Source organism: Streptococcus nasisuis (assembly GCF_040836615.1).
GTDB lineage: Bacteria > Bacillota > Bacilli > Lactobacillales > Streptococcaceae > Streptococcus > Streptococcus suis_V.
In genome coordinates this window covers 2423456-2450381 of sequence record NZ_CP162268.1, presented here as the reverse complement: position 1 = coordinate 2450381, position 26926 = coordinate 2423456, and the positions used below count along the sequence as shown (strand labels likewise).

General features: G+C 43.7%; 18 protein-coding genes and 2 pseudogenes. 16 read left to right on the top strand and 4 right to left on the bottom strand.

The window, feature by feature from the left end; translation table 11 throughout:
* Nucleotides 1–535 precede the first annotated feature (535 nt).
* From AB1F57_RS12305 to AB1F57_RS12280, 6 genes are all read left to right on the top strand, one after another.
* Nucleotides 536–979, top strand: a complete 444-nt coding sequence (locus AB1F57_RS12305; RefSeq protein ID WP_105123031.1) for a zinc-dependent MarR family transcriptional regulator — start codon at nt 536–538, stop codon at nt 977–979.
* Nucleotides 979–1689, top strand: a complete 711-nt coding sequence (locus AB1F57_RS12300; RefSeq protein WP_167785970.1) for a metal ABC transporter ATP-binding protein — start codon at nt 979–981, stop codon at nt 1687–1689. The genes AB1F57_RS12305 and AB1F57_RS12300 overlap by 1 nt, the downstream gene beginning before the upstream one ends.
* Nucleotides 1682–2494, top strand: a complete 813-nt coding sequence (locus AB1F57_RS12295; RefSeq protein ID WP_167785969.1) for a metal ABC transporter permease — start codon at nt 1682–1684, stop codon at nt 2492–2494. Before AB1F57_RS12300 ends, AB1F57_RS12295 begins: the two co-directional genes overlap by 8 nt.
* An 8-nt stretch (nt 2495–2502) precedes the next feature.
* Nucleotides 2503–4011, top strand: coding sequence for a zinc ABC transporter substrate-binding protein AdcA (locus tag AB1F57_RS12290; protein WP_167785968.1), 1509 nt, complete (start codon nt 2503–2505; stop codon nt 4009–4011).
* Nucleotides 4012–4108: 97 nt separating this feature from the next.
* Entirely contained in the window at nt 4109–4555 is a 447-nt protein-coding gene (locus tag AB1F57_RS12285) for a CopY/TcrY family copper transport repressor (protein ID WP_167785967.1), read from the top strand.
* On the top strand, nt 4552–4761 hold the full coding sequence (locus tag AB1F57_RS12280) for a heavy-metal-associated domain-containing protein (protein ID WP_367985808.1): 210 nt from the start codon (nt 4552–4554) through the stop codon (nt 4759–4761). The genes AB1F57_RS12285 and AB1F57_RS12280 overlap by 4 nt, the downstream gene beginning before the upstream one ends.
* Before the next feature lie 47 nt (nt 4762–4808).
* On the opposite strand, the gene AB1F57_RS12275 is transcribed toward AB1F57_RS12280, so the two are convergent.
* Nucleotides 4809–5519, bottom strand: a complete 711-nt coding sequence (locus AB1F57_RS12275; protein ID WP_167785965.1) for a PASTA domain-containing protein — start codon at nt 5517–5519, stop codon at nt 4809–4811.
* A gap of 128 nt (nt 5520–5647) precedes the next feature.
* Here AB1F57_RS12275 and AB1F57_RS12270 point away from each other — a divergent pair.
* Nucleotides 5648–5743, top strand: a pseudogene (locus AB1F57_RS12270) (IS630 family transposase); the annotation flags it as partial.
* A 476-nt stretch (nt 5744–6219) separates the two neighbouring features.
* Complete coding sequence (locus AB1F57_RS12265) at nt 6220–14358, top strand: MucBP domain-containing protein (protein WP_367985807.1); 8139 nt, start codon at nt 6220–6222, stop codon at nt 14356–14358.
* A gap of 362 nt (nt 14359–14720) precedes the next feature.
* Here the strand turns inward: AB1F57_RS12265 and AB1F57_RS12260 are convergent.
* Nucleotides 14721–15300 (bottom strand): annotated as a pseudogene (locus AB1F57_RS12260) (transposase); the annotation flags it as partial.
* Between the two features lie 406 nt (nt 15301–15706).
* Between AB1F57_RS12260 and dapD the strand changes: the two are divergent.
* From dapD to ltrA, 5 genes are all read left to right on the top strand, one after another.
* Nucleotides 15707–16405: a 2,3,4,5-tetrahydropyridine-2,6-dicarboxylate N-acetyltransferase gene (gene dapD / locus AB1F57_RS12255; RefSeq protein WP_167785101.1), complete on the top strand. Its 699-nt coding sequence runs from the start codon at nt 15707–15709 to the stop codon at nt 16403–16405.
* 10 nt (nt 16406–16415) lie between these two features.
* On the top strand, nt 16416–17543 hold the full coding sequence (locus AB1F57_RS12250) for an N-acetyldiaminopimelate deacetylase (RefSeq protein ID WP_367985806.1): 1128 nt from the start codon (nt 16416–16418) through the stop codon (nt 17541–17543).
* Between the two features lie 41 nt (nt 17544–17584).
* Nucleotides 17585–18127 carry a 5-formyltetrahydrofolate cyclo-ligase gene (locus AB1F57_RS12245; RefSeq protein ID WP_367985805.1) on the top strand — a complete coding sequence of 181 codons (543 nt, stop codon included), beginning with the start codon at nt 17585–17587 and terminating at the stop codon, nt 18125–18127.
* Complete coding sequence (locus tag AB1F57_RS12240; protein WP_367986362.1) at nt 18111–18788, top strand: rhomboid family intramembrane serine protease; 678 nt, start codon at nt 18111–18113, stop codon at nt 18786–18788. The genes AB1F57_RS12245 and AB1F57_RS12240 overlap by 17 nt, the downstream gene beginning before the upstream one ends.
* 550 nt (nt 18789–19338) lie before the next feature.
* Nucleotides 19339–20616: a group II intron reverse transcriptase/maturase gene (gene ltrA / locus AB1F57_RS12235; RefSeq protein ID WP_367985804.1), complete on the top strand. Its 1278-nt coding sequence runs from the start codon at nt 19339–19341 to the stop codon at nt 20614–20616.
* Nucleotides 20617–20658: 42 nt separating this feature from the next.
* On the opposite strand, the gene galU is transcribed toward ltrA, so the two are convergent.
* Complete coding sequence (galU, locus tag AB1F57_RS12230; protein WP_367985803.1) at nt 20659–21567, bottom strand: UTP--glucose-1-phosphate uridylyltransferase GalU; 909 nt, start codon at nt 21565–21567, stop codon at nt 20659–20661.
* Between the two features lie 39 nt (nt 21568–21606).
* The gene (locus AB1F57_RS12225) at nt 21607–22623 is read right to left on the bottom strand and encodes an NAD(P)H-dependent glycerol-3-phosphate dehydrogenase (RefSeq protein ID WP_105137492.1); all 1017 of its coding nucleotides are present in this window, start codon (nt 22621–22623) and stop codon (nt 21607–21609) included.
* A gap of 221 nt (nt 22624–22844) precedes the next feature.
* Here AB1F57_RS12225 and AB1F57_RS12220 point away from each other — a divergent pair, with 221 nt between their 5' ends.
* The 3 genes from AB1F57_RS12220 to AB1F57_RS12210 are packed head-to-tail and all read left to right on the top strand — an operon-like array spanning nt 22845 to nt 26778.
* The gene (locus AB1F57_RS12220; protein ID WP_367985802.1) at nt 22845–23294 is read left to right on the top strand and encodes a MarR family winged helix-turn-helix transcriptional regulator; all 450 of its coding nucleotides are present in this window, start codon (nt 22845–22847) and stop codon (nt 23292–23294) included.
* A complete protein-coding gene (locus AB1F57_RS12215) occupies nt 23287–24993 on the top strand; it encodes an ABC transporter ATP-binding protein (protein ID WP_170239199.1) in 1707 nt (568 codons plus the stop codon). The genes AB1F57_RS12220 and AB1F57_RS12215 overlap by 8 nt, the downstream gene beginning before the upstream one ends.
* Nucleotides 24994–26778 carry an ABC transporter ATP-binding protein gene (locus tag AB1F57_RS12210; protein ID WP_367985801.1) on the top strand — a complete coding sequence of 595 codons (1785 nt, stop codon included), beginning with the start codon at nt 24994–24996 and terminating at the stop codon, nt 26776–26778.
* The last annotated feature ends 148 nt before the right edge of the window (nt 26779–26926 follow it).

Below are 26926 nucleotides of genomic sequence, written 5' to 3'. Positions count from 1 at the left end.
GAGGGGTTGTTTTGTGTTATACTATAAACAAAAGGAGCTGTTATGAAATCTTTGAAATTTGATTTTTTGGCCTTTGTCGTCGGTGGGATGTTGTTTGGGGTTGGCCTAAGTTTGCTTTGGGATGGTCTGAATGCTTGACCTAATTTTCTAGGTGCCATCTACTTATTTCTCTGTTGGCTGGCCTTTTCGTTTATCATGGATGATTTGTATGAAAAGATACCTAAAAATGCCTTGGCAGGAAAAATCGCCTTCCCGTCCCTCTTTCTCTTTGCCCCTCTGGTATTTCTCTTAAAGCTGAGAAAGTGAATCTTGTAAATATCTCGGTATGTCTGTGCGAGGTTGCCAGTTGTGCCTGTTTTGCTATTTGAATAGAAAAATACCTTACGGCATAGGTTGGTACGGACCTTGGTCGACCTATGTCCAAGCTGCTCTTAGTCAGAGGTTTGTCTTTTTTTGAAAATATGACTCATTTTCTTGTTTTTTCTTTTTTTATATGATATACTTAACGAGTTAATTAAAAGGTTAAGGAAATAAAATGAATCCGATTGCGTTAGAAATTGAAAAATGTTTGCATGAGATTGTCCTGAGTTCGGAAAATCAACTGGAGATTCTAGTTGGTAATTGCCAGAGCTCGGTCAAGTTGACCAATACCCAGGAGCATATCCTCATGTTGATTGAAAAGAATGCTTATACCAATACTGAGATTGCCAAGCAGCTCAACATCAGTCAGGCTGCAGTGACCAAGGCCACCAAGTCTTTGGTTGCGCAAGGTCTCTTGGAGGCAGTGCGGGATAGCAAGGATGGCCGTGTTGTTCGCTTTAGTCTAACGGACCTGGCTCGTCCCATTGCGGCGGAGCATGCCCACCATCATGATCATACATTAGAGGCTTACGAGGATTTGCTAAAGGGTTACACGGCTGATGAGCAAGAATTAATTGGTCGATTTATGCAGGATTTAGTGGAGAAGATTAAAAAATAATGAGATACATCACAGTGGAGGATTTGTCCTTCTATTATGACAAGGAGCCGGTCCTGGAGCACATCCATTATCACTTGGATAGTGGAGAGTTTGTGACCTTGACGGGTGAAAATGGGGCTGCCAAGTCTACCTTGATCAAGGCGACCCTGGGGATTTTGAAACCAAAAATTGGTCAGGTGACTATTTCTGAAAAAAGCACCAAGGGGAAAAAGTTACGTATGGCTTATCTGCCGCAGCAGATCGCTAGTTTTAATGCGGGTTTTCCAAGTACTGTTTTGGAATTTGTTCGTTCAGGGCGTTACCCAAGGCAGGGTTGGTTTAGACGGTTGACGGCTCACGATGAGGAACATGTGAAAAAGAGTTTGGATTCGGTTGGTATGTGGGAGCATCGAGATAAAAAACTGGGTTCACTGAGCGGTGGACAAAAGCAACGGGCTGTCATTGCTCGGATGTTTGCATCTGATCCGGACATTTTCATCTTAGATGAGCCAACTACTGGAATGGATAGTGGCACTAAAGATGCTTTTTATAAGTTAATGCATCATTCTGCTAAGAAGCATGGGAAGGCTGTCTTGATGATTACTCACGATCCTGATGAGTTGAGTCAGTATGCAGATCGCAATATTCATTTGGTTCGTGATCAGGCTTCTCCTTGGCGCTGTTTCAATGTTCATGATGCGGAATTAGAATTGGAGGTAGGCCATGTTTGATCTGTCTATTTTCCAGTATGATTTCATGCAGCGGGCTTTTTTGGCAATTATTGCCATGAGTTTGTTTTCGCCAATCCTGGGTGTTTTTCTCATTCTCAGAAGACAGAGTTTGATGTCAGATACCCTTAGTCACGTTTCCTTAGCAGGTGTGGCGTTTGGTTTGGTTTTGGGGATTTCTCCGACTGTGTCCACCTTACTTGTTGTGATTGTTGCAGCAGTCTTTCTTGAATACTTGCGTACGATTTACAAGAACTTTATGGAAATCGGTACGGCAATCTTGATGTCTACAGGTCTGGCTATTTCCCTTATTGTCATGAATAAGTCTGGCGGCAAGTCGAGTTTGAGTTTAGATCAATATCTATTTGGATCGATTGTCACTATTAGCCAGGAACAGGTCTGGGCTTTATTTGGCATTGCAGTTGCGGTTATCTTGTTGACCCTTCTCTTCCTGCGTCCTATGTATATCTTGACTTTTGATGAGGATACGGCTTTTGTGGACGGTTTACCGGTACGTGCCATGTCTATTGCTTTTAATGTGGTGACAGGTGTCGCCATTGCCCTGATGATTCCTGCGGCTGGTGCTCTCTTGGTATCGACCATCATGGTCTTACCTGCAGCCATTGCGCTTCGTCTGGGGAAAAATTTCAAGTCGGTGATTGTGATCGGAATGTCGATTGGTTTCTTTGGAATGGTCGCTGGTTTGTTGACATCTTACTATGCTGAAACACCTGCAAGTGCCAGCATCACCTTGATTTTTATTAGTATTTTCTTATTGGTGAATCTAGTTACCAAGTTTAAAAAATAGGAGGAATTATGAAAAAATTAGCTCTTTTAGGTTTGGGTTTATCGTTCTTCGCCTTGTCGGCCTGCGGCAATAGCACAGCTTCTAAGGATGATGAGTTGAACATTGTGACGACTTTTTATCCAGTATATGAGTTTACCAAGCAGGTTGTGGGTGAGGAAGGAACAGTTGACCTTTTGATTGAAGCGGGTACAGAAGTTCATGACTTTGAGCCGTCTGCTAAAGATATCGCTTTGATTCAAGAAGCGGATACCTTTGTCTATGAAAATGAAAATATGGAGACTTGGGTGCCAGACGTTTTAGACAGTATTGATACTGAAGCGGTTGGTGTAATCAAGGCAACGGAGGGAATGTTGCTTTTGCCTGGTAGTGAGGAAGAAACACATGACCACGAAGAAGGGGAAGACCACGAACACGCCTATGACCCACACGTATGGTTGTCACCTGAACGTTCCATTACCTTGGTAGAAACAATTCGGGATGGTTTGATTGCCCAGTATCCTGAGAAAAAAGCTATTTTTGAAGAAAATGCGGCAGCCTATATTGAAAAGCTAGAAGCTCTGCATTCTCAATACACAGAAACCTTGTCAGCTGCTAAGCAAAAATATTTTGTCACCCAGCACACTGCCTTTGCTTATTTGGCTTTGGATTATGGTTTGCACCAAGTATCGATCACAGGTGTCTCTGCAGACCAAGAGCCTACGGCAACTCGTTTGGCGGAATTGACCGAGTACATCAAGACCTACGGTATCAAGTATATCTATTTTGAAGAGAATGCGTCTTCAGCAGTAGCAGAAACCTTGGCAAAAGAAACTGGCGTGGAACTGGACGTTTTGGATACGCTTGAGAGTGTAACGACAGAAGCTATGGATAGTGGTGAGGATTATATTTCCATCATGGAAGCAAACTTGGCGGCTTTGGAAAAAACAACCAGTCAAGCAGGAGTGGAAATCTTGCCAGAAGAGGGTGCTGAGACGGCTCAGACGGTTTACAATGGCTACTTTGAAGATGCTGCTGTTAAAGACCGCACTTTGTCAGATTATGCCGGGGAGTGGCAGTCTGTTTACCCATATTTGCTCGATGGTACGCTTGATCAAGTTTGGGATTACAAGGCGAAAATTAAAGGTGATATGACAGCTGAAGAGTATAAGGCATACTACGACACAGGTTACAAGACAGACGTTGATCAAATCAACATTACTGACAATACTATGGAGTTTGTAGTGGGAGACAAGTCTTACAAGTATACTTATAAGTACGTGGGTTATGAAATTTTGACTTATAAAAAAGGTAACCGTGGTGTTCGTTTCTTATTTGAAGCAACGGATCCAAATGCTGGTGATTACAAGTATGTGCAATTCAGTGACCACAATATTGCTCCTGTTAAGACAGGTCACTTCCATATCTATTTTGGTGGAGAGAGCCAAGAAAAACTATTGGAAGAATTGGAAAACTGGCCGACCTATTATCCAGTTGGTTTGACTGGTTTGGAAATTGGTCAGGAAATGCTGGCTCATTAAGAAATAAGGCTGAACGGAATGTTCAGTCCTTTTTCTTGACATTTTCTGACTACAAGTGTAAACTAAAATTAGAAAATGACTGTCGGGAGGTGAGTTTGTGGAGCAGACGATTTCTGGTGCGGAGTGGCAGGTCATGCGGGTTCTGTGGGCCCATCCTGGTGCGACTTCTCAGGAAATTATTCAGGCCTTGCAGGAGGGGTTTGATTGGCAGGCAACGACTATTAAGACACTTTTAGGTCGTCTGCGGAAGAAAAACTATCTGAGAATGACTAAGGAAACTAGCAAGTACCACTATTATCCGCTGATCAGTGAAGAGGAGCATTTGCAGGGGCAGGTGGAACTTTTACTAGCTACCATCTGTTCCACAAAACAGGGACAGTTAGTTGAAAACTTGCTAGACACAGGGACATTTTCCCAAAAAAGCCTTGAACATCTAGCCAGTAAAATAGCCCAACTACAAAAGACTGCACCTGAGCGAATCGCCTGTCAATGCTTGGCAGGTCAATGTACCTGTGGGCATCATGCTAAAGGAGAAAGAATATGAAGCAAACCTTGAAATTGAAAAATTTATCTTGTCAGAACTGTGTCAAGTACGTGACCAATCACCTCTTGGATTTGGACGGAGTGGTAGAAGTTAGAATCCAGCTGGATCAGCAGTTGGCGGAAGTGGAAACTTCGGTGGCCTATGATTTGGAAGGCTACCAAGTGGCTTTGGAAGATACCATCTATGAAGTGGAAGAGTTGGTATAAACGGAATAAAAATGAGGAGAGATTCTGAAATGATCTCTCCTCGTTTTTTATTCGACATCCTTGTTTCCAAGCAAATTTGGAAGCTGTTTGAATAGTTGTCCAACATCTAATTGATTTTCTTGGGCTTGGCTAGCTGATTGTAAGCTTTGTTCCGATGCTTCTTCATCTAGATATTTTAACTTGATGAGGCTACCTTTCACAGCAGTTGTTGTAAAGAGGTTTGCTTTAGGTTCCATATCAATCACAACATTTACTTTTTGTTTAGCATACTTTGCATCTGCCGTGAGGATTTCCATTGCTGGCTTAAAACCTAGTTCTTGCAGGTGTTCTCGAGCCTCTGGAATGGTTAGTCCAATGAGGTTTGGAAGTGAGATTTCTTGGTTACTAGCATCGATAATCTCTTGATTGATATAGTAAAGCTTTACGAGGCTTCCTTTATCTAATCTACCTGATTTTGGAACCATATCCACGACCTCATTATCTCTGGTTGTCTCCCGACGGTATTTTTTATTCGGTTTTACCAAAGTGAGAGTAACCCGAAACCCAAGTTCTTCGAGATGGCGTTTGGCTTCCTCGGCATCTACATCAATAACATTAGGAACCTGTACTTGACTCAAATTTTTTTCATGTTGACGATCCAAAGCTTTATCAACAATAGGGGCTGCAGCCTGAACAGCATCCCCGATTACTTTTGTTGTATCAGGGATAATATCAACAAGCTTATTCAAATTTTTTAGTAGATTATTCTTTTGAGTCATCTTTCACTTCTTAATCTTGTCACATATATTTATCACTATATCATAATGAAACAAAAACAGTACATTTATGGTATAATGTATTTATGGCATATTCATTAGATTTTCGTAAAAAAGTTCTCGCATACTGTGAGAAAAAATGGGCTCAAATCAAAAAACACCTCAGAAAAGTATTGGCAAAGTGTGCTACTTTTCTTGAGGCAATTTTGTCCTGCTCTTGTTTCAATCAACTATATATCCCTAAAGGAGTCTCACTTAATTCACTAACCTCTGAAGAACTGGACAAGTATATCACTGCCATCAATGAGCGCCCCCAGACGACTTCTTCAATACCAATCCTCGAAATTTCTGTTTGGGCTAGCCCAGACAGCTTAACCTCTGGATCTCTAGTTATCAATGAACTTGTTGCACTTGACTTGACAATGTACGACAAATAAAAATTGTAAAAATTCTTAATTATTTCTTGTCAAAGCTTAAAATGTTTGTGTTTTTTAGTTTTTTGATATCCATTCTTGGTAGTTTTGCGGAGGTTAGTCTATAGTTAGTTTATATGTTGTATGGTTAATATAGATTATTGTATTATAGCTAAAAAAATGAATTATTATATTGGATAATAAACAGATTTTATTATATAATATTCACGGGTACTGTCGTATAGCAACGCTATATTTGTACGGACATAATAACAAATACAGGAGTCATTATGCATTTAAATAGACGTGACATTTTCAAGAAACGTAAGAGTAAGGTTTATAAAAACCTAGTTTCTTACGGACAATATGGTGTGATTACAGGTATTACAATGCTTACTTTAGGGGCTGGTACAGTTGTTTCTGCCGCAGAAACAAGTAGTTCTAGTGCCGATACGGCATCGTCTTCTTTATCATCAACGACAGCAACTACAGAAACTACAACAGATAGTTTAGCTGTTTCAAAAATTACAGTAAATATAGAACCCCTTATTGTGGAAGGGGTTTCGTTTGATGTTTCAGCGATTCCTGAGGCAAGCACATTGATTGCAAACGCAACGGAATTACAGGCATCAGGCGCAACGATTTCATATACAACAAGTCCTGTTGCAGGTGATACGGTAGCCAATATCCTAGTTACTTATGCAGATGGTAACAGCCAAACGGTTGCTGTCCCTGTAACGGTTACTGATCAGTCTGCTGTTCAAGTAGCTACTGAAACAACTACTTCAAATACAGTAGAAGTGGAAGCTGAGACTACAGACACAGCAACTGCCGATACTGCAACTTCAGCAGGCGTGGCAACTGCAACTACTGAAACAGCAACTGCAGCTTCGGACGTGGCTGCTATAACTGCATCTGAGTCGTCAGTATCGAGTGAAACATCGCTCCTTGATGGTGCACTTGCAACAACAACCCCTACACCAGTCCCAGTTGAGTCTGCTACATTCTCATGGCAAGAAGTTCCAGCAGCAAGCACTTTGATTGCAAACTCTAGTGAGCTTGTGGCTGCTGATGCATCAATTGCCTATGTAAGTCAGCCAACATTTGGGATGACTTCAGCAAGTATCCTTGTGACCTATACGGATGGCACAAGTGTAGTTGTATCTGTTCCGATTACAGTCACAGCAAATGCTGTTCGTAAAACACTTGCTGCAGCAATTGAAGAAGGATCAGGTATTCGTGCAGTTGAGACTAGTCCAAACACATCTGGTACAGTGACAGGAAGTTTGACCTCTACCACTGCGACAACGGGTCTAAAATTAACTGATCGAACTAGTCAAACAGTTGTCTTGGGAATCTCTGGCAATGCCGCTGACTATTCGGGAGGTTATATTGAAGTTCGGATTGAAAATAGTGCTAATATAACATTCACACCATCCCCCTTGGCAGGTGTGACGGCTACAGTGACTAAAGAAGGAGCAGCAACTGTCATTAAGTATACCTTTACATCTACAGGGCTAAATGGTGGTGCCTATTATTCTATTGCTTTTGATTATGCTTTTAGCGGTACAGGAAATTGGGCAGATGTCATAGAAGGCCTGAATGATAATAATTTTACTGTCACAACAACTGCAGATTTCTACGATAAAGATGGTCTCTTTGTTCAACATCTTGGTACGGGGACTCATAGTTTTGTTGAATCAAAAAATGGAGCAGCTATAGCTACACAAATGAGCTCTGGACAAGTAGTTGGATATGACCTAAATAAGGATGGGTTAGTTGATCCAAATCCTGGTCAAGTTTCTTTCTATGTTTATACAGGAGTATTTACAACTAGCGGAAGAATAAATATAGATAAATACGCTACAGATACGGGTATTTTGGATGGACGTATCGTCTCAGATGCATATACAACAACTGAGAATACCGGTATAGATGCAATAGTATCTTACGCCTATGATGTTGAGCGGAAGCCAGGACTGACTCTTTCTACTGAGTCTATAGCTGCTGGCTGGTTTGAGGATGCAACCGGCTATCACTTAGTTGTGAATCGTGATAGTAACCCGATTGCTGGAATAACTTCTAAGTATGACAGTGTGGTTCCATTGATATTAGACGTTGTTGTAGATACTCCAGTAGCTGATTTAATTTCTTCTAAATCTATATCAGTAACCGGAAGATATACCAAGAAAGATGGAACGACCTACTCCAATACGGGTACAGCGTCCTATTCTGTCAGCGTGCCGACAAGTGAAAATACCCAAGGGGTCTTATCGCTTAACCATTATAGCTACGCAAGTGACTCGAATATTATTAGAGCTTATGGTCGTGCTAGTTATCAATCGAGGATTGCATTGAATAGTTATGTAGAAGTGGAAAAAGCTTATAATCTTGAAAATTATAGTCTAACTGTTCAAACCAATAATGACAATGAGTTTTTCCGTAGAATATCTATACATACTTCGTCTCTTGAACAAGCAATTAGAGATGGTGGAGTTGTACAAGTTTATGATGAGACAGGGGCATTGCTTCATACCTTTGATGCTACTACTATTGCTAGAGGCAAAAGTTTTGAAATCTCTGAAGAACTCAAAGTCAAAAGGCTTCGCTATGAGTTTATAAATCTAGAACTGATAAAAAGTTCTAGAACTACTCAGATTCAGAATGCTTTTACTTTTATAGAAGATACTTTCTTCGCAGATTGGTCCACTATATACAATAATCCTTCTATAACTCTTCTGACTTCTTCTGTTACGGCGAATTTATCGGATGATATGGGGACTGTAAATACAAGTACCACAGTAACACAAGCCTTAACTCGTGAAATTAACAATATTGAAATGGTAGATGGTTTTCCTGCAAATATGGTTTGGTCTAATCGAACTCAGTCTGCTAGCTTGTCTCAGTCTTATTATGTAGAAAAAGTTGGAACAGCGCCCATACTTAGTATATCTGAAACGAGCACAGCTGCCTATCTTGGAGAACTGTATCAAGCTTATCTTGTAGACCCTGAGTTGGTGTTGAAGGCTAATTCAAATCTAGGAGTTGTGTATAATTGGAATAATACAGGTAAAGATTTATATTATGAAACCCGTCCTGTTACTGCAACTGTAGATCCAATCCGCTCTAACCAAATACAGATAGCCAATGAATTTGTAAAAAATGGTACCTATGAGGTCTTGACCATTGGCTACTGGGCAGAAGTCGACCCAGGCTTTGTGCCTACTGATGGGATTGATTTGTCAGCACCGATTAATGGGACTACCATCACGACTGCCAACTCAACTACTCGTACCTTTACAGTTACCTTGAATGCTTCTGAGGCTTCAGGGGTTATTTCCCAAGTCAAACAAGATGCAGCTTCAGCTTATAGCTTCAACACCAACAACAACGAAGCGCAAAATATTGTTGACTTCAAGGTAACTTATGACAACGTCTCTCCACAGGAACTTGCAGATGTGACTGTCATTACATCGCTTCCTCGTACTGGAGACGTACAGTTGGGTGCTACAACGAAAGCACGGAACTCACAGTTCTCTGTTTACTTGACAGGTCCTGTCACTGCTCCAGCAGGTTGGACAGCCGTCTATACCACTGTGTTAGGTACTTCTGTACAAATGGAGGCTGGTACATGGTTATCAGCTAATCAAGTCACAGACTGGTCGACTATTACAGCTGTTAAGTTTATTGCAAACGGTCCAGTGGCATCATCTTCATCTGTGGACTTCTATATTGACAATGCAGTGATTGGTGGCGATGCTCTCCAAGGGGAGCAAGCTTACCTATCATCCGCTTCATCCGTTGGTACTGCAGCTTATATCGAGTCCAATAACGTTCTTATTGAGATGGCGAGAGAGATTGCAGACGGTACAGTTACCATCCAGTATGTCAATGAAGCGGGCGAAGTCATTGCGACAGAGAAAGTTCTGAAAAATGACATTAAGTCTGACTACGATGCTTCTAATCAGGCGACTTACTATCCAACTAATATTACAGGATTAGATGGTCTACCTTATGTTTATGTGACAACTGATCCAAGTTCTGCACCAAATACCGGCACTTATTCAGAGACACCACAGGTCGTCACTCATATCTACAAGTTGGTACTACAAACAGCTACCTTTACCTATGTGGATGTGACGGATACTGCTAACCCAGTTCAACTCGATGCAGTGGATTCTGAAACAGGTGGTTCAGGTCAAGATATCGCCTATGGCACTGCGACTCGTATCAATGAATACTTGAAACAAGGGTATGAGTTGGTGTCAAATAACTATACAGACACAACGAAATACGATACCGATGCGACTGTCGATCAGCTATTTACCATTGAATTGCGTCAGCGTGTTGTCACCATTCCAGATGGAGCTGTTCCAGGTAAGCCAGTAGATCCAACTGATCCAAACTCACCGCTGTGGCCAGATTCAGTTGGTACTATCTCTCCAACTGAAACAGTGACTCGTACCATTGAGTACAAGTACATTGATGAAAATGGGGCAGAAGCATCTGCGACAGTGACACAAACAGCTACCTTCACTCGTACTGCCAAAATAAACTTGGTGACGGGAGAAATTACCTACAGTGATTGGACATCAACCGATCCAGAATTGGATGTGGCAGCTTCACCAGCTATTAATGGTTACACACCAGACATGGCTAACGTTCCTGCCTTGACAGTGGATGCGGATAGTGAGGACAGCAATGTTCTTGTTATCTACACACCAAACGAACAAGTTGGTACCGTGACCTATATCGACGAGACAACAGGCGCAACCCTTGAAGTTGAAAACTTAGAAGGTGTGACAGATGCAGCGATTGGCTACTCAACGGCAGCTCGAATTGCCTACTACAAGTCACTCGGCTATGAGTTTGTCTCTGACAACTATCCTACCAATGCTGTTTATGACAACATCGATGGCAATTCACAAGATTACCAAGTTGTCCTCAAACATATCATCACACCAGTCACTCCAGATAATCCAACCAATCCAAAAGATGGCTCAACCCTTGAGTTGACGCGCACAGTGACGCGTACCATTGAGTACAAGTATATCGATGAGAATGGTGCAGAAGCTTCAGCTACAGTGACACAAACAGCTACCTTTACCCGTACTGCGACAGTAGACATGGTGACAGGCAAAGTAGTCTATGCCGACTGGACTTCAGCTGATGCGGAATTGGATGCAGTAGTTTCACCAGTTTTCGCTGGTTATACAGCAAATGTGCTTAATGTTCCTGCTTTGACAGTGGATGCGGATAGCACAGACAGCACTGTCCTCGTTATCTACACACCTAACGAACAAGTTGGTACCGTGACCTACATCGATGAAACAACTGGCAATACCCTTGAAGTTGAAAACTTAACAGGTGTGACAGATGCAGCGATTGGCTACTCAACGGCAGATCGAATTGCCTACTACGAGTCACTCGGCTATGAGTTTGTCTCTGACAATTACCCTACCGATGCAGTCTATGACAACATCGATGGCAATTCACAAGATTACCAAGTTGTCCTGAAACATATCATCACACCAATCACACCAGATAATCCAACCAATCCAAAAGATGGCTCAACCCTTGAGTTGACCCGTACAGTGACTCGTACCATTGAGTACAAGTACATTGACGAGAATGGTGCAGAAGCATACGCAACAGTTACCCAAACCGCAACCTTTACCCATACTGCGACAGTGAACATGGTGACTGGTGAGGTGACATACGGAGACTGGACATCAGAAGATGCAGAATTGGATGCGGTAGATTCACCAGCAATCCAAGGTTACACACCAAATATGGCTAACGTTCCTGCCTTGACAGTGGATGCGGACAGCACAGACAGCACAGTTATCGTCATCTACAAACCAGATACTCAAAAAGCTACTATCAGCTATGTGGATGAAACGACTGGTGAGACCATCACCGTGGACGAAGTAACAGGTGATACAGATAGTCCAATTGGCTACACAACTTCGGATCGTATCAAGGCCTTGGAAGAGCAAGGTTACGAGTTGGTAACAGATGGTTACCCAACAGACAGTGTCTATGACAAAGATGGTAATGTGGACCAAAACTTCACAGTAACCCTTCGTCAGAAACAGGTACCAGTAGATCCAGCTAACCCAACTAATCCGAAAGATGGCTCAACCCTTGAATTGACTCGCACGGTAACTCGTACCATCCAGTACAAGTACATCGACGAGAACGGTCAAGAAGCATCCGCAACTGTAACCCAAACAGCAACCTTCACTCGCACAGCGACAGTGAATATGGTGACTGGTGAGGTAATATACGGAGGTTGGGCTTCAGCTGATGCAGAATTGGATGCGGTAGATTCTCCTGTTATTGATGGATACACTCCAAATCTGGCTAATGTCCCTGCCTTGACAGTGGATGCGGCTACAGAAGATCAGTCAGTAGTGGTTATCTATACTCCAGATACTCAAAAAGCTACTATCAGCTATATGGATGAGACGACAGGTCAAGTTATTACAGTTGATGAAGTGTCTGGCGATACGGATAGTCCAATTGGTTATACCACTGAAGACCGAATCAAAACCCTAGAAGAACAAGGCTATGAATTAGTAACAGATGGTTATCCAACAGACAGTGTCTATGACAAAGATGGCAATGTGGACCAAAACTTCACAGTAACCCTTCGTCAAAAACAAGTCCCAGTGGATCCAACTAATCCAACTAATCCGAAAGATGGCTCAACCCTTGAATTGACTCGCACAGTGACTCGTACGATTGAGTACAAGTACATCGACGAGAATGGTCAAGAAGCATCCGCAACTGTAACCCAAACTGCAACCTTCACTCGCACGGCGACAGTGAATATGGTGACTGGTGAGGTAACATACGGAGATTGGACATCAGAAGATGCTGAGTTGGATGCGGTCGATTCACCAGTGATTGATGGATACACTCCAAATCTAGCAAACGTCCCTGCCTTGACAGTGGATGCGGCTACAGAAGATCAGTCAGTAGTGGTTATCTATACGCCAGATACGCAAAAGGCGACCATCACTTATATCGATGCAACGACCGGTGAGACCATCACAGTGGACGAAGTAACAGGTGATACGGATAGTCCAATTGGTTACACAACTTCGGATCGTATCAAGGCCTTGGAAGAGCAAGGTTACGAGTTGGTGACAGATGGTTACCCAACAGACAGTGTTTATGACAAAGATGGTAATGTGGACCAAAACTTCACAGTAACCCTTCGTCAGAAACAGGTCCCAGTGGATCCAACAGACCCAACTAATCCTAAAGATGGCTCAACCCTTGAATTGACTCGCACGGTAACACGTACGATTGAGTACAAGTACATTGATGAAAATGGTCAAGAAGCATCCGCAACGGTAACCCAAACAGCAACCTTCACTCGCACGGCGACAGTGAATATGGTAACTGGTGAGGTGACCTACGGTGAGTGGACATCAGAAGATGCAGAATTGGATGCGGTAGTTTCTCCAGCTATTGATGGATACACTCCAAATCTAGCAAATGTCCCTGCCTTGACAGTGGATGCGGCTACAGAAGATCAGTCAGTAGTGGTTATCTATACGCCAGATACTCAAAAAGCTACTATCAGCTATGTGGATGAAACGACAGGTCAAGTGATTACAGTTGATGAAGTGTCTGGCGATTCAGATAGTCCAATTGGTTATACCACTGAAGACCGTATAAAGGCCTTGGAAGAGCAAGGTTACGAGTTGGTAACAGATGGCTATCCAGCAGACAGTGTCTATGACAAAGATGGTAATGTGGACCAAAACTTCACAGTAACTCTTCGTCCAAAACAAGTCCCAGTGGATCCAACTAATCCAACTAATCCGAAAGATGGCTCAACCCTTGAATTGACTCGCACGGTAACACGTACGATTGAGTACAAGTACATCGATGAGAATGGTCAAGAAGCATCCGCAACTGTAACCCAAACAGCAACCTTCACTCGCACAGCAACAGTGAATATGGTAACTGGTGAGGTAACATACGGAGATTGGACATCAGAAGATGCAGAATTGGATGCGGTAGTTTCTCCAGCTATTGATGGATACACTCCAAATCTAGCAAATGTCCCTGCCTTGACAGTGGATGCGGCTACAGAAGATCAGTCAGTAGTGGTTATCTATACGCCAAATACACCAGTAGATCCTGAAACTCCAGAAGAACCTGATACACCAGTGGACCCAGGCACTCCAGAAGATCCAGAAACACCGGTAGACCCAGGTAAACCGGAAGATCCAGAAACACCAGAAACACCGGATCAACCTGGGGAAGATACCGAATATGATATAAACGGATATAGTGTCTTGCCTAATACAGGTCAGGAAGGCAGCAGTTCAATTTTTGCAATTGGAGTTGCACTAGCTGGATTAAGTTTGGCAATATTGAAAAAAAAGAAAAAAGAAGATGACATCTAAACTAATAGATTTATTGTACCTTTCTTAAAGTTTTCAATAACCGTTCTTTATCTCCTTATTATTCTACCTATGTTCTATAGCATGGCAATTTGATAGAAACACCTATTTCATTAGCAACAGTGGATTATGTTGAATGAGTCATTTATCCTCAACGTTAGCTAATGAGTTGATGATAACTAGACATCAAGAGAAGACCAAGCGGTCTTCTCTTTTTTGTGTACGACGAGTATGTCGTACATCTGAGGTGTGAAAGTCCTCTTTGTGCATCACTACACAGGTGAATCTAATAGCAACTTCAAGGCCTGACTATCGTTAGGTAGCAAATTCAGGTTCTTTGTCAACTGTAGTGGGTAGATGAAAAGTTAACACCTAGAGAGGACGAAATTCGTTCTCTCTTTCTTGTTTTTATGAGATAAGCTGAAAAGGGCTCTCCCCAGCCCTTTTCACTGTTCAAAGCAATCAAAATTCGTTTTTTTAAAGTTTTCATCTTCCTGAAACCAAAGGCATTTCTCTTAATGACTTTGATGAGATTGTTAGTAGCCTCCAATTTGGCGTTGGAATAGGGCAATTCTAGGGCATTCAAAACCTTGTCTTTATCCTTTAGAAATGTCTTAAATACCGTCTGGAAAATAGGATTAACAGTGGCTATTTCCTGTTCAACGAGGTCAAAGAAATGGTCTGAGTTCTTCTCTTGGAAATGAAATAAGAGAAGCTGATAGAGTTGATAGTGTTGTCGTAGTTCCTCTGAAAAGACAGTAGTTTTTCTAGGATTTCCTTGTTAGTCAAATGCATTCGAAACATAGGGCGATAAAATCGTTTATCGCTGAGTTTACGACTATCCTGTTGAATCAATTTCCAGTAGCGTTTCAAGGCTCGGTATTCCTGTGATTTTCTATCAAATTGATTCATGATTTGAATACGGACACGGTCCATAGCACGACTAGTAATAATAATATTTTTGTCTTTTATTCCGAGAAAGTTTGTGATACTATCCTCGCTTTATTATTTCTTGACTCGGGGATAAACAGTCACTTCCCTGACTGTTTATCTATTCCATATGATTCCTTTCTAATGATGGTTTAGTTGCTTTTCATTATAGGTCATAGGGGACTTTTTTTTCTACATTCAAAAAGGCTCCATAATTTCCATGATGGATTTGTCCACTACAGTCTTATAGAGCTCGAAAAGCTATATTCTTGAGAGGACCAGCTTAATCTTCTCGTTTTTAATGTTTGCCGCTGTTGAAATTTCTTTTACAAAGTTTTGTTCTATTTACAAACTATATTCCCCGAATTTTCTGAAAATTTTTGGTATAATAGTAAAAAATAATCTTTAGATAGGAAATACTATGACTGCAACAAAAATGAACGCTCAAGAAATCATCCAATTTATCGCCAATGCTGAGAAGAAAACGGCTGTGAAAGTGACCTTTGAAGGTCAGTTGGTGGCAGAAGTTCCGGCAACTGTCATTAAGCTGGGCAATGTCCTCTTTGGTGACTGGAAGGATGTGGAGCCGCTTTTGGCTGGCTTGACGGAAAATGTGGATTATGTGGTGGAAAATGACGCCCGCAACTCAGCTGTGCCATTGCTTGACAAGCGCGCTATCAACGCTCGTATCGAGCCGGGGGCTATTATCCGTGACCAAGTCGCTATCGGTGATAATGCAGTCATCATGATGGGTGCCGTTATCAACATCGGTGCGGAAATCGGTGCAGGGACTATGATTGACATGGGGGCTATCCTTGGTGGTCGTGCGACGGTCGGTAAAAATAGCCATATCGGTGCAGGTGCAGTGCTTGCAGGCGTGATTGAGCCAGCGTCAGCAGACCCAGTTCGTGTTGGCGATAATGTCTTGGTTGGTGCCAATGCCGTTGTCATCGAGGGTGTGCAAATCGGTAGCGGTTCTGTCGTTGCGGCAGGTGCCATTGTGACTCAAGACGTGCCTGAAAATGTGGTAGTAGCAGGTGTTCCAGCCCGCATTATCAAAGAAATCGACGCTCAAACTCAACAAAAAACAGCCTTGGAAGAGGCTCTCCGTACACTCTAAGAGGTAGTTCATGCTCGATCTAATTTCGACTAGGCGTGCCCTCCACCAAATTCCTGAAATAGGGATGGAAGAGTTCAAGACCCATGCCTATTTGATGGACGTTATTGGTCAGTTACTGGAAAATTGTGATTTTGCTCAAGTTCGGACCTGGAAAACGGGTATTTTGGTCCATCTGACAGGTTCTGCGCCGGAAAAAACCATCGGTTGGCGGACGGATATTGACGGCTTGCCTATCGTTGAGGAAACGGGGCTGGATTTTAAATCTCTCCATCCTGACCGTATGCATGCCTGTGGGCATGATTTTCACATGACCATTGCCTTGGGGCTTTTAGAGAAAATGGCAGAGCAGCAACCCAAGCATAATCTGCTCTTCCTCTTTCAGCCTGCAGAGGAAAATCTGGCTGGCGGCATGCTCATGTATGAGGCAGGTGTCTTTGGTGAGTGGTTGCCAGATGAATTTTATGGGCTCCATGTCCGACCAGACCTCAAAGTTGGTCAAATGGCCACCAACCGTGCGACCCTTTTTGCGGGGACTTGTGAAGTCAAGATACGGTTTACTGGAAAAGGTGGCCACGCAGCATTTCCCCATACCGCAAATGACGCCCTCGTGGCGGCCAGCTACTTTGTGACCCAAGTCCAGTCGGTGGTTAGCCGCAATGTGGACCCGATAGAGGGAGCAGTGGTAACCTTTGGGCACATGCAGGCGGGCACGACTAATAACGTCATCGCTGAAACGGCCTTTTTGCACGGCACTATTCGGGCCTTAACGCAAGACATGAGCCTTTTAGTGCAAAAACGTGTCCGTGAGGTGGCTGAAGGCATTGCCAAATCTTTTGGTGTAGAGCTAGACATCGTGCTCAACCCAAGCGGCTATCTGCCTGTGGAAAACAATCCGAAACTAGCAGATGAATTCATGACTTACTTTGATGGTGTGGAGGGAGTTGAGATGATTGACTGCCCACCTGCCATGACGGGTGAGGATTTTGGTTATCTGCTCAACAAGGTACCGGGGGTCATGTTCTGGTTAGGAGTGGATACGCCTTATCCCCTCCACAATCCCCGTCTCAATCCCAATGAGACTGCTCTTCCCTTGGCTGTGGATAAGTTGAGTGGATTTTTGAAAATGAAAGTGAACTAAGGTTGGTTTTCCAGCCTTTTTTCTGAAAAGGAGAATATTCTTTGGATAAAAACATCATTCGTAAGGGCATGTTGGCTCAGTTGAAATCCTTGTCCTCGAGTCAGCGGGAGAAGAGCAGTCAGACCATGACTGATTTGTTGGTAGAGACAGAGGCTTACAAGTCTGCAACCTCGCTTGCCACCTATCTTTCCATGCCACATGAGTGGAATACGCGTTATCTGATTGAGCAGGCGCAGGCGGATGGTAAGCAGATTTTCATCCCTAAGACCTATTCACAAGGGCGGATGGATTTTGTAGAATATAATCCAAATGATTTGGTCAAGTCGGCTTTTGGTGTCTGGGAACCGGGAACTTATTCACAGCCTGTGGATAAGTCTGTGATTAACTTAATTCATGTGCCCGGTTTGGCTTGGAATAAGGCCGGTTTTCGGATTGGATATGGTGGCGGATTTTATGATCGCTACCTAGCTGATTTTCACGGGCAGACGGTGTCGACTTTGGCAGATTTTCAGCTACTGGCTATTGAGCCGGAGCTATTTGACCAAGCAGTAAAGGAGTTAGTGATTGTTGAGACAGATGTTTGATAGACGGTACCCTGTGACCAATGGCTTGTTGGCTGTGACGACGGCTGTATTCTTGCTCATCCAAATCTTGCGTTTTGGGCAGACGACCGCGGCCTATACGATTTTTGAATTTGGCGGTATGTATGGAGAGGCGGTACGCCAAGATCCTAGTCAGCTGTGGCGCCTGATTTCGCCGATTTTTGTTCATATCGGCTGGGAACATTTTTTGTTTAACAGTATCACCTTGATTGGGCTGGGTTACCAGCTCGAAGGACTGTTTGGTCCGCGCCGCTTCTTTTTGCTCTATATGCTGTCTGGAATGATGGGCAATCTTTTTGTTCTCTTTTTCACTCCGGGAGTGGTCGGAGCGGGAGCATCGACCTCCTTGTTTGGTCTCTTTGCTGCTATGGCTCTCCTGCGAAAATTTAGTCGCAGTCGCTATTTACAGGTTCTTGGGCAACGCTACATGATGCTTTTGGGGATGAACTTGTTGCTCGGGCTTTTCACACCTTCTATCTCCATGGCAGGTCATATCGGTGGCGCGGTCGGCGGTGCCCTAGTCGTCATCTTTCTTCCACCGCTTGTGGAAAAAGATCTGTTTTCTGGTAAGCAAATCTTTTACAGCTTTATCGGTTATTTTGCCTTATTTGTCCTCTTGTTGGGCATCTTTTATCTGGTATAAGAAAAAACTAGCGATTTGCTAGTTTTTCTTTGTCTGTACGACGGGCATGTCGTACATCTGAGGTGAAAGTCCTCCGTGGACACCCGCTACCGGTGAACCCCAAAGCGACTCCCAAGCCTGACTATCGTGAGGTAGCGGGGAGAGGAAGGGATAGCGAAATCGTGGCTCTACGAACAGAAACGTGATAACAAGGCGTATATAGGGGATGAGGGGGCATACAACTCTAAAGTCCAAAAAGGTAGTCGTAACCTATAGACGTAAATCACGAGAGTAAACGAGGAAAGATGTACGACTTATCCCGTGAGGTCTCATGAGCGTCAAAGACGTAGTAACAACGAATCATGAGAAGTCAGCCGAGGCCATAGTAGCGATGAAACTTCTGTAATAGAGGTGGAGCGAAGGGCTGAACAATTAACCGAAGTATACCTACTTCACTTGTGTCTGTAAAACTAGCGGTCTGATAGAACTGGGTGCGGTCACGTATTGACTAGAGGAAAGTTCACCAATATAAGACGTCCCTCAGACACCGAAACAAGAAAGGAATACGCACATGTCACAGTTACTAGATAATATCCTATCTCGGTCCAATATGCTTGAAGCCTACAATCAAGTTAGAGCCAATAAAGGTTCAGCAGGAATTGACGGCGTAACTATTGACGAAATAGATGACTATCTCCGCAAACACTGGCGTTCAACTAAAGAACTCATAAAGCAGAGGAAGTACAAACCTCAGCCAGTCTTACGAGTTGAAATTCCCAAACCTAACGGCGGAGACCGTCAGTTAGGTATCCCAACGGTCATGGATAGAATGATACAACAAGCTATTGTCCAAGTCATTAGTCCTATTTGTGAACCCTATTTCTCTGAGAGGAGTTACGGATTCAGACCCAATCGGTCATGCGAACAAGCTATTATCCAGTTATTAGAATACCTTAATGACGGTTATGAGTGGATAGTAGACATAGACCTGGAGAAGTTCTTTGATACCGTTCCTCAAGATAGACTGATGTCGCTTGTTCATAACATTATCCAAGATGGAGATACAGAATCTTTAATTCGTAAGTACCTTCATTCAGGTGTAGTCATCAACGGACAACGGTATAAAACACTAGTTGGAACTCCACAAGGAGGAAACCTATCACCGCTCCTGTCCAATATCATGCTTAATGAGCTAGATAAAGAGTTGGAAAATCGTGGACTTCGCTTCGTTCGCTACGCAGATGACTGCGTCATCACAGTCGGTAGTGATGCGGCGGCTAAACGTGTGATGCATTCAATTTGTCGTTATATTGAAAAACGATTAGGTTTGAAAGTCAACATGACCAAGACCAAGATTGTGAGACCGAGCAAATTAAAGTACCTAGGATTTGGGTTCTGGAAATCATCTGAGGGCTGGAAAAGTCGTCCGCATCAGGATAGCGTACAGAGTTTCAAGAGAAAACTCAAGAAACTAACGGCCCGTAAGTGGAGTATTGACTTAGACAGCCGAATTGAGCGACTAAACTGGGTCATCCGAGGTTGGATAAACTACTTTTCTATGACGAACATGAAATCAGTCATGGAAAGCATTGATGAACGACTAAGAACTCGAATAAGAGTTATTATCTGGAAACAATGGAAGAAGAAATCTAGGCGATTATGGGGACTTCTCAAATTAGGAGTACCGAAGTGGATAGCGGATAAAGTATCTGGCTGGGGAGACCATTATCAATTAGTGGCTCAGAGGTCTGTACTGAAACGTGCCATATCAAAACCAGTCCTCGCTAAACGTGGACTGGTTTCTTGCCTAGATTATTATCTAAAACGACATGCGTTAAAAGTTAGTTGAACCGCCGTGTGCCGAACGGCACGCACGGTGGTGTGAGAGGGACTAGAAATTAGTCCCTACTCGATTTTCTAATGATTTACCGAGGTCAATCAAATATTGTTTCAAATCGTCTTTGACCTGTGGGTGTTGTAGGGCGTAGTCAATGGAAGTTTTCATGAAACCAAACTTATCACCAACGTCATAACGAGCGCCCTTGAATTCACGAGCGAATACGCGTTGGGTTTTGTTGAGGGTATCGATGGCATCGGTCAATTGGATTTCGTTGCCGGCACCTGGTTTTTGAGTTTCGAGAATTTCAAAAATTTCCGGTGTGAGAAGGTAGCGACCGATAATGGCCAAGTCAGATGGAGCATCTTCAGGTGTTGGTTTTTCCACAAAGGTGTCAACGCTATACAAACCATTTACACCTTCGCCATGAGGTGCAATGACACCGTAGGCTGAGACCTCTTCGTGTGGAACAGGCATAACAGCAATGGTAGAGGCATGGGTGCGGTCGTAATCGTCAATCAATTGCTTGGTCAATGGAACAGATTTTTTATTGGTAATATCCATGAGGTCGTCACCCAACATGACAACGAAAGGCTCATTGCCGACAAAGGCCTTGGCTTGTAAGACCGCATCGCCCAAGCCACGTGGATGGCTCTGACGAATGAAATGCAGGCGGATACCAGTTGTTTCATCGACCAGTTTGAGTAATTCATTCTTGCCTTTTTCTTTTAAGTTGTATTCCAATTCAAAGTTTGAATCGAAGTGGTCCTCAATAGAACGTTTTGATTTACCAGTAACCACCAAAATGTCTTCAATACCTGATGCGAGGGCTTCTTCAACGATAAATTGGATAGTTGGTTTGTCAACGATTGGCAACATTTCTTTAGCTAGAGCCTTTGTTGCAGGCAAGAAACGTGTTCCCAAACCAGCAGCAGGGATGACGGCTTTTCTAACTTTTTTCATACATTTTTCCTTGTACTTTATTGATGATTAACAATTTTATTAGTGCCATTCATTTTCATGACGGAATTCGCCGGACATGATTTCTTGGATGGCATCTTTGATTTGGGCACCCTGGTAGATGACCTTGTAAATGGCTTGGGTAATTGGCATGTAGACCCCGAGTTCTTGGGCCAATTCGTAGGCAGCCTTGGTCGTGGAAATTCCTTCGATGACCATGCCCATATTGGCTTCGATGTCTTCCAGTTTCTCGCCCTTACCAAGCAGGTCTCCAGCCCGCCAGTTGCGGGAATGAACTGATGTACCGGTGACAATCAAATCACCGACGCCAGACAGTCCGCTGTATGTCAAAGGATTGGCACCCATGGCGACACCGAGGCGGGTGATTTCTGTCAAGCCACGAGCGATAATAGCAGCCTTGGCATTGTCACCATAGCCCAGACCATGCAAGGCCCCGGCTCCGACTGCGATAATATTTTTAAGAGCACCAGCTGTTTCTACACCGATTACGTCGTTGTTAGTATATAGACGGAAGTAGCGATTGCTGAAGAGATTTTGGACATAGGTTGCTGCCTCTATGTCTTTGGATGCGGCAGAAATCAAGGTCAAGTCGCGGACGATAGTTTCTTCAGCGTGGCTAGGACCGGAGACAACAACGACTTCTGAACGCAAGTCGGCAGGAATTTCTTCTTCCAAGACTTCTGACAAACGTTTATGAGTTTCTGGCTCAAGGCCCTTAGATGCGTGCATGACCACAACCTTGTGCTTGAGGGTCTCGGCAACCTGCTTGGCTACCAGACGGGTTACCTTGGTCGGTACGACAAAGAGCACAGCGTCGACCCCATTTAGCGTTTCAGCCAAATCCTTGTAGGCAACAATCTTCTCGTCTAGAACAATGTCCTTGAAATAGCGCGTGTTGGTATGTTTTTCATTGATTTCATCAATCTGCTCCGGGATATTTCCCCAGATACGGACACTATGCCCGTTATCATTGAGCACCTGAGCTAGGGCTGTTCCCCATGAGCCAGGTCCCAAGATAGCAATGGTTTGCTTTTCCATAATGCTTCCTCTGAATTCATGTTTTTACCATTATATCATATATAAAATTTTTTTGAAAATAGCAGAGCGAAAAAGGCGGCTTGCAGGAAAAGGACAGGTCGGTTTTTACAAAATGAAAAAATCTATGAAAACAAAGAAAATATTGCATTTTGCTTGACAATAGTTCTCTAGAAAACTATAATGATTCTCATGGTCATTAATTAACAATGAAAGGAGTTTCGATGGGAGATTTTTTAGCAGAATTTCGTTCCCTACTCCATCAGGTGGAACAGATTGGTGATAAGATTGCCAAGGAACATGGTGTAGAGCATCTGGCTGGTCCTCAGGGATGGGCCTTGCTTTATCTAGCTAAGTGTTCTGACAAGGAAGTCTTTGTTAAGGACATTGAAAAAGAAATGAAAATTTCTAAGTCAGTTGCTAGTAATCTGGTCAAACGAATGGAGAAAAATGATTTTATTCAGGTCATTCCATCCAAGCAGGATAAGCGCTACAAGCAGATTGTCCTGACGGCGAATGGGCAGGAAAAAGTTAGTCGCCTAGATGACTTCCATCAGGAACTGCACCAATCATTGTTTAATAAGATTACAAAAGATGATTTTCAATTGGTGGAGCAGTGGGCCCATCAATTATCTGAAAATATTAAGGAATATAAGGAGAAGCACAGTGTTTAAAGAAGCGATACTGCGTTATAAGTGGTATGCCTTGGCCTCGGTTTTATTAACCGCAACGGTCGTGACAACTGCTCTGCTACAGCCGAGCTATTTGAAGGATGTCTTGACAGCTGTCTTGACCAACGACAAGACAGAGATTGTTGAAGTCGGTAAACTCTTGCTGGTTATTGCTGGGATTGGACTTTTGGCTGGTTTAGCCAATACTATCGTGGCAGCGAAGATTTCCCAAGGGGTTTCGGCGGATATCCGTGAAAAAACTTTTAGAAAAATCCAAAGTTTTTCTTATGCAAATGTGGAAGAGTTTAATGCGGGGAATTTGGTCGTTCGGATGACCAATGATGTCACTCAGATTCAAAACCTGGTTATGATGCTCTTTACCATCCTCATGCGGGTTCCTATGTTGTTTGTCGGGGCCTTCATCATGGCGGTTCGGACCTTGCCTGAATTGTGGTGGGTCATCGTTCTGATGGTTATTTTGATCATGGCGATTATGGCTGTGGTCATGGGGGTTATGGGTCCGCGATTTGGGAAATTCCAGACACTGATGGACCGCATGAACAGCATTGCCAAGGAAAATCTGCGTGGTATCCGTGTGGTCAAGTCCTTTGTACAGGAAAAAAATCAATACGACAAGTTCAAGTCTGTGTCTAATGAACTCTTGGACCTCAACCTCTTTATCGGTTATGGTTTTTCAATCCTGCAACCCTTGATGATGTTTATTTCTTTCATGGCTATTTTCTTGTCCCTCTACCTGGTATCTGGGATGGTGGATACGAATTTTGAGGCGATTGGTGGCTTTACTTCCTTCATGAGCTACCTTATGCAGATTATGTTTGCTATTATCATGGCCTCTTTCATGGGCATGCAGGCATCTCGCGCAGCTATTTCCATCAAACGGATCAGCGAGGTCTTGGATACCGAGCCTGCTATGACCTTTAAAGATGTGGCAGATGAAGAACTCGATGGCCGGATTGTCTTTGATAATGTCAGCTTTACCTATCCGCATGACACGGAGCCGACTCTGAAAAATATTTCCTTTGAGATTGAGCCAGGCCAAATGGTCGGTGTGGTTGGAGCGACTGGCGCTGGTAAATCAACACTTGCCCAACTCATTCCGCGTCTCTTTGACCCGCAGGAGGGGACGGTCTCTATCGGGGGTCGTGACTTGAAAGAGGTCAATCAAAATACTCTTCGTAACACGGTTTCTATCGTCTTGCAGAAGGCCATTCTCTTCTCGGGTACTATTGCAGACAACCTGCGTCAGGGCGCGCCTGGGGCGGACTTGACACGCTTGGAGCGGGCCGCAGGTATTGCCCAGGCCAGGGAATTTATCGACCGTTTGGATGATAGCTATGAAAGCCCGGTTGAGGAGCGGGGAAATAACTTCTCCGGTGGTCAGAAGCAACGGATGTCTATTGCCCGTGGTGTGATTTCTGAGCCAAAAGTCTTGGTACTAGATGATTCAACCTCAGCCCTTGATGCCAAGTCTGAGAAATTGGTACAAGAGGCCCTCAATCATGATTTGAAGGGGACGACAACGGTTATCGTTGCCCAGAAGATTTCGTCAGTTGTTAAGGCTGATAAGATTTTGGTGTTGGATGAAGGGCGTTTGATTGGTCAAGGTACCCATGCTGAATTGGTAGCGACCAACGATGTCTACCGCGAAATCTACGAAACACAGAAAGGGAGAGAAGAATAAATGAAGACTTTACGTTTCTTTTGGTTTTATTTTAAACGTTATAAACTATCCTTTGCTATGATTTTTGTGGCTATTGTTGCGGCGACTTATTTGCAGGTGAAGACACCGGTTTTACTGGGGAATGCCATTACAGAATTGGGAAAAATTGGTCAGGCTTATTTTGCGGCGAAACAAATGGGACAGACTGGTTTTAAGCCGGACATAGCTGATTTTAACGGGGTTATGCTCAACCTTTTCTTCGCCTATGCGGCGACGGTTGTGGCTTCCTTGATTTACACCCTCCTCTTCACGCGTATCGTGGCGCATTCGACCAACCGTATGCGTAAGGGACTTTTCGGTAAGCTTGAGCGTTTGATGGTTGCCTTTTTCGATAAGCATAAGGATGGAGATATTCTGTCACGCTTTACATCGGATTTGGACAATATTCAAAATGCCTTTAACCAGTCGCTGACCCAGGTTGTGACCAATATTGCCCTCTATATCGGTATGGTCTGGATGATGTTCCGCCAGGATGTCCGTCTGGCCTTGGTGACCGTTGCATCAACACCGATTGCCCTACTTGCTTTGGTGATTATTATCCGTCTGTCCCGTAAATACACGGACTTGCAGCAGGCAGCCGTTTCTAAGCTTAATGCCTATATGGACGAGAAAATTTCTGGTCAGAAGGCCATTATCGTCCAAGGGGTGCAGGAAGAAACGATCGATGGCTTTATGGAGCTCAATGAAGAAGTGCGTCGGACGACCTTCAAAGGGCGTCTCTTCAGTGGGGTGCTTTTCCCCTTCATGAACGGGATGAGCCTGGTCAATACGGCCATCGTTATCTTTGCAGGCTCCAGCATTGTACTCAATGATTCTTCCTTGGAAACAGCAGCAGCTCTTGGTTTGGTGGTGATTTTTGTTCAGTATTCGCAACAATACTACCAGCCAATCATGCAGATTGCGGCCAGCTGGGCGGAGTTGCAACTGGCCTTCACGGGTGCTCACCGTATCCAGGAAATGTTTGACGAACCTGAAGAAGTTCGCCCTGAAAATGCACCGCATTTCACCGAACTCAAAGAAGGCGTGGAAATCAAGAACATCGACTTTGGCTACCTACCTGGTCAGAAGGTCTTGGACAATGTATCTATCTCTGCGCCAAAAGGTAAGATGGTGGCCGTTGTTGGGCCGACCGGTTCTGGTAAGACCACGATTATGAACCTGATTAACCGTTTCTACGATGTCAATGGGGGTAGCGTGGCATTTGACGGTCGTGATATCCGTGAATACGACTTGGATAGTCTGCGTGACAAGGTTGGTATCGTCTTGCAGGAATCTGTCCTCTTCTCTGGTACCATTGCGGACAATATTCGCTTTGGCGATGAGACTATTTCGCAGGAAATGGTGGAAACAGCGGCGCGTGCCACCCATATCCACGACTTTATCATGAGTCTGCCAGAGGGCTATGAGACCTTTGTGACCGATGATGAGAATGTCTTCTCAACAGGTCAGAAGCAGCTGATTTCCATTGCCCGTACCCTTTTGACAGACCCTCAAGTCCTGATTTTGGACGAGGCAACGTCTAACGTTGACACCGTAACGGAAGCCAAAATTCAAAAGGCTATGGAGGCCATTATCGCAGGACGGACCAGCTTCGTCATTGCCCACCGCCTCAAGACTATCTTGAATGCGGATGAAATCATCGTCCTCAAAGACGGTAAGGTTATCGAGCAGGGCAACCACAGCCAGCTCCTCAAGCTCCACGGCTTCTACGCCGAACTCTACCACAACCAGTTTGTGTTTGAATAAAGTTGAAAACCCCAGCCACTAGGTTGGAGTTTTGCTTTACCCTGTATTTCCTGTATAATAGACCTATAAAATGACAGAGAGTTAGGGTTGAATTATTTCCCCTGAAAAAGGAAGAAATCCTTGCCTACTTAGACGACAAGGGGATTTT

Coding starts and splice junctions, on each gene's coding strand:
- AB1F57_RS12290 (WP_167785968.1), top strand. CDS start 2,503: ATGAAAAAATTAGCTCTTTTAGGTTTGGGTTTATCGTTCTTCGCCTTG.
- AB1F57_RS12250 (WP_367985806.1), top strand. CDS start 16,416: ATGCTCGATCTAATTTCGACTAGGCGTGCCCTCCACCAAATTCCTGAA.
- AB1F57_RS12265 (WP_367985807.1), top strand. CDS start 6,220: ATGCATTTAAATAGACGTGACATTTTCAAGAAACGTAAGAGTAAGGTT.
- AB1F57_RS12280 (WP_367985808.1), top strand. CDS start 4,552: ATGAAGCAAACCTTGAAATTGAAAAATTTATCTTGTCAGAACTGTGTC.
- AB1F57_RS12300 (WP_167785970.1), top strand. CDS start 979: ATGAGATACATCACAGTGGAGGATTTGTCCTTCTATTATGACAAGGAG.
- AB1F57_RS12275 (WP_167785965.1), bottom strand. CDS start 5,519: ATGACTCAAAAGAATAATCTACTAAAAAATTTGAATAAGCTTGTTGAT.
- AB1F57_RS12295 (WP_167785969.1), top strand. CDS start 1,682: ATGTTTGATCTGTCTATTTTCCAGTATGATTTCATGCAGCGGGCTTTT.
- AB1F57_RS12225 (WP_105137492.1), bottom strand. CDS start 22,623: ATGGAAAAGCAAACCATTGCTATCTTGGGACCTGGCTCATGGGGAACA.
- AB1F57_RS12305 (WP_105123031.1), top strand. CDS start 536: ATGAATCCGATTGCGTTAGAAATTGAAAAATGTTTGCATGAGATTGTC.
- galU (WP_367985803.1), bottom strand. CDS start 21,567: ATGAAAAAAGTTAGAAAAGCCGTCATCCCTGCTGCTGGTTTGGGAACA.
- dapD (WP_167785101.1), top strand. CDS start 15,707: ATGACTGCAACAAAAATGAACGCTCAAGAAATCATCCAATTTATCGCC.
- AB1F57_RS12210 (WP_367985801.1), top strand. CDS start 24,994: ATGAAGACTTTACGTTTCTTTTGGTTTTATTTTAAACGTTATAAACTA.
- ltrA (WP_367985804.1), top strand. CDS start 19,339: ATGTCACAGTTACTAGATAATATCCTATCTCGGTCCAATATGCTTGAA.
- AB1F57_RS12220 (WP_367985802.1), top strand. CDS start 22,845: ATGGGAGATTTTTTAGCAGAATTTCGTTCCCTACTCCATCAGGTGGAA.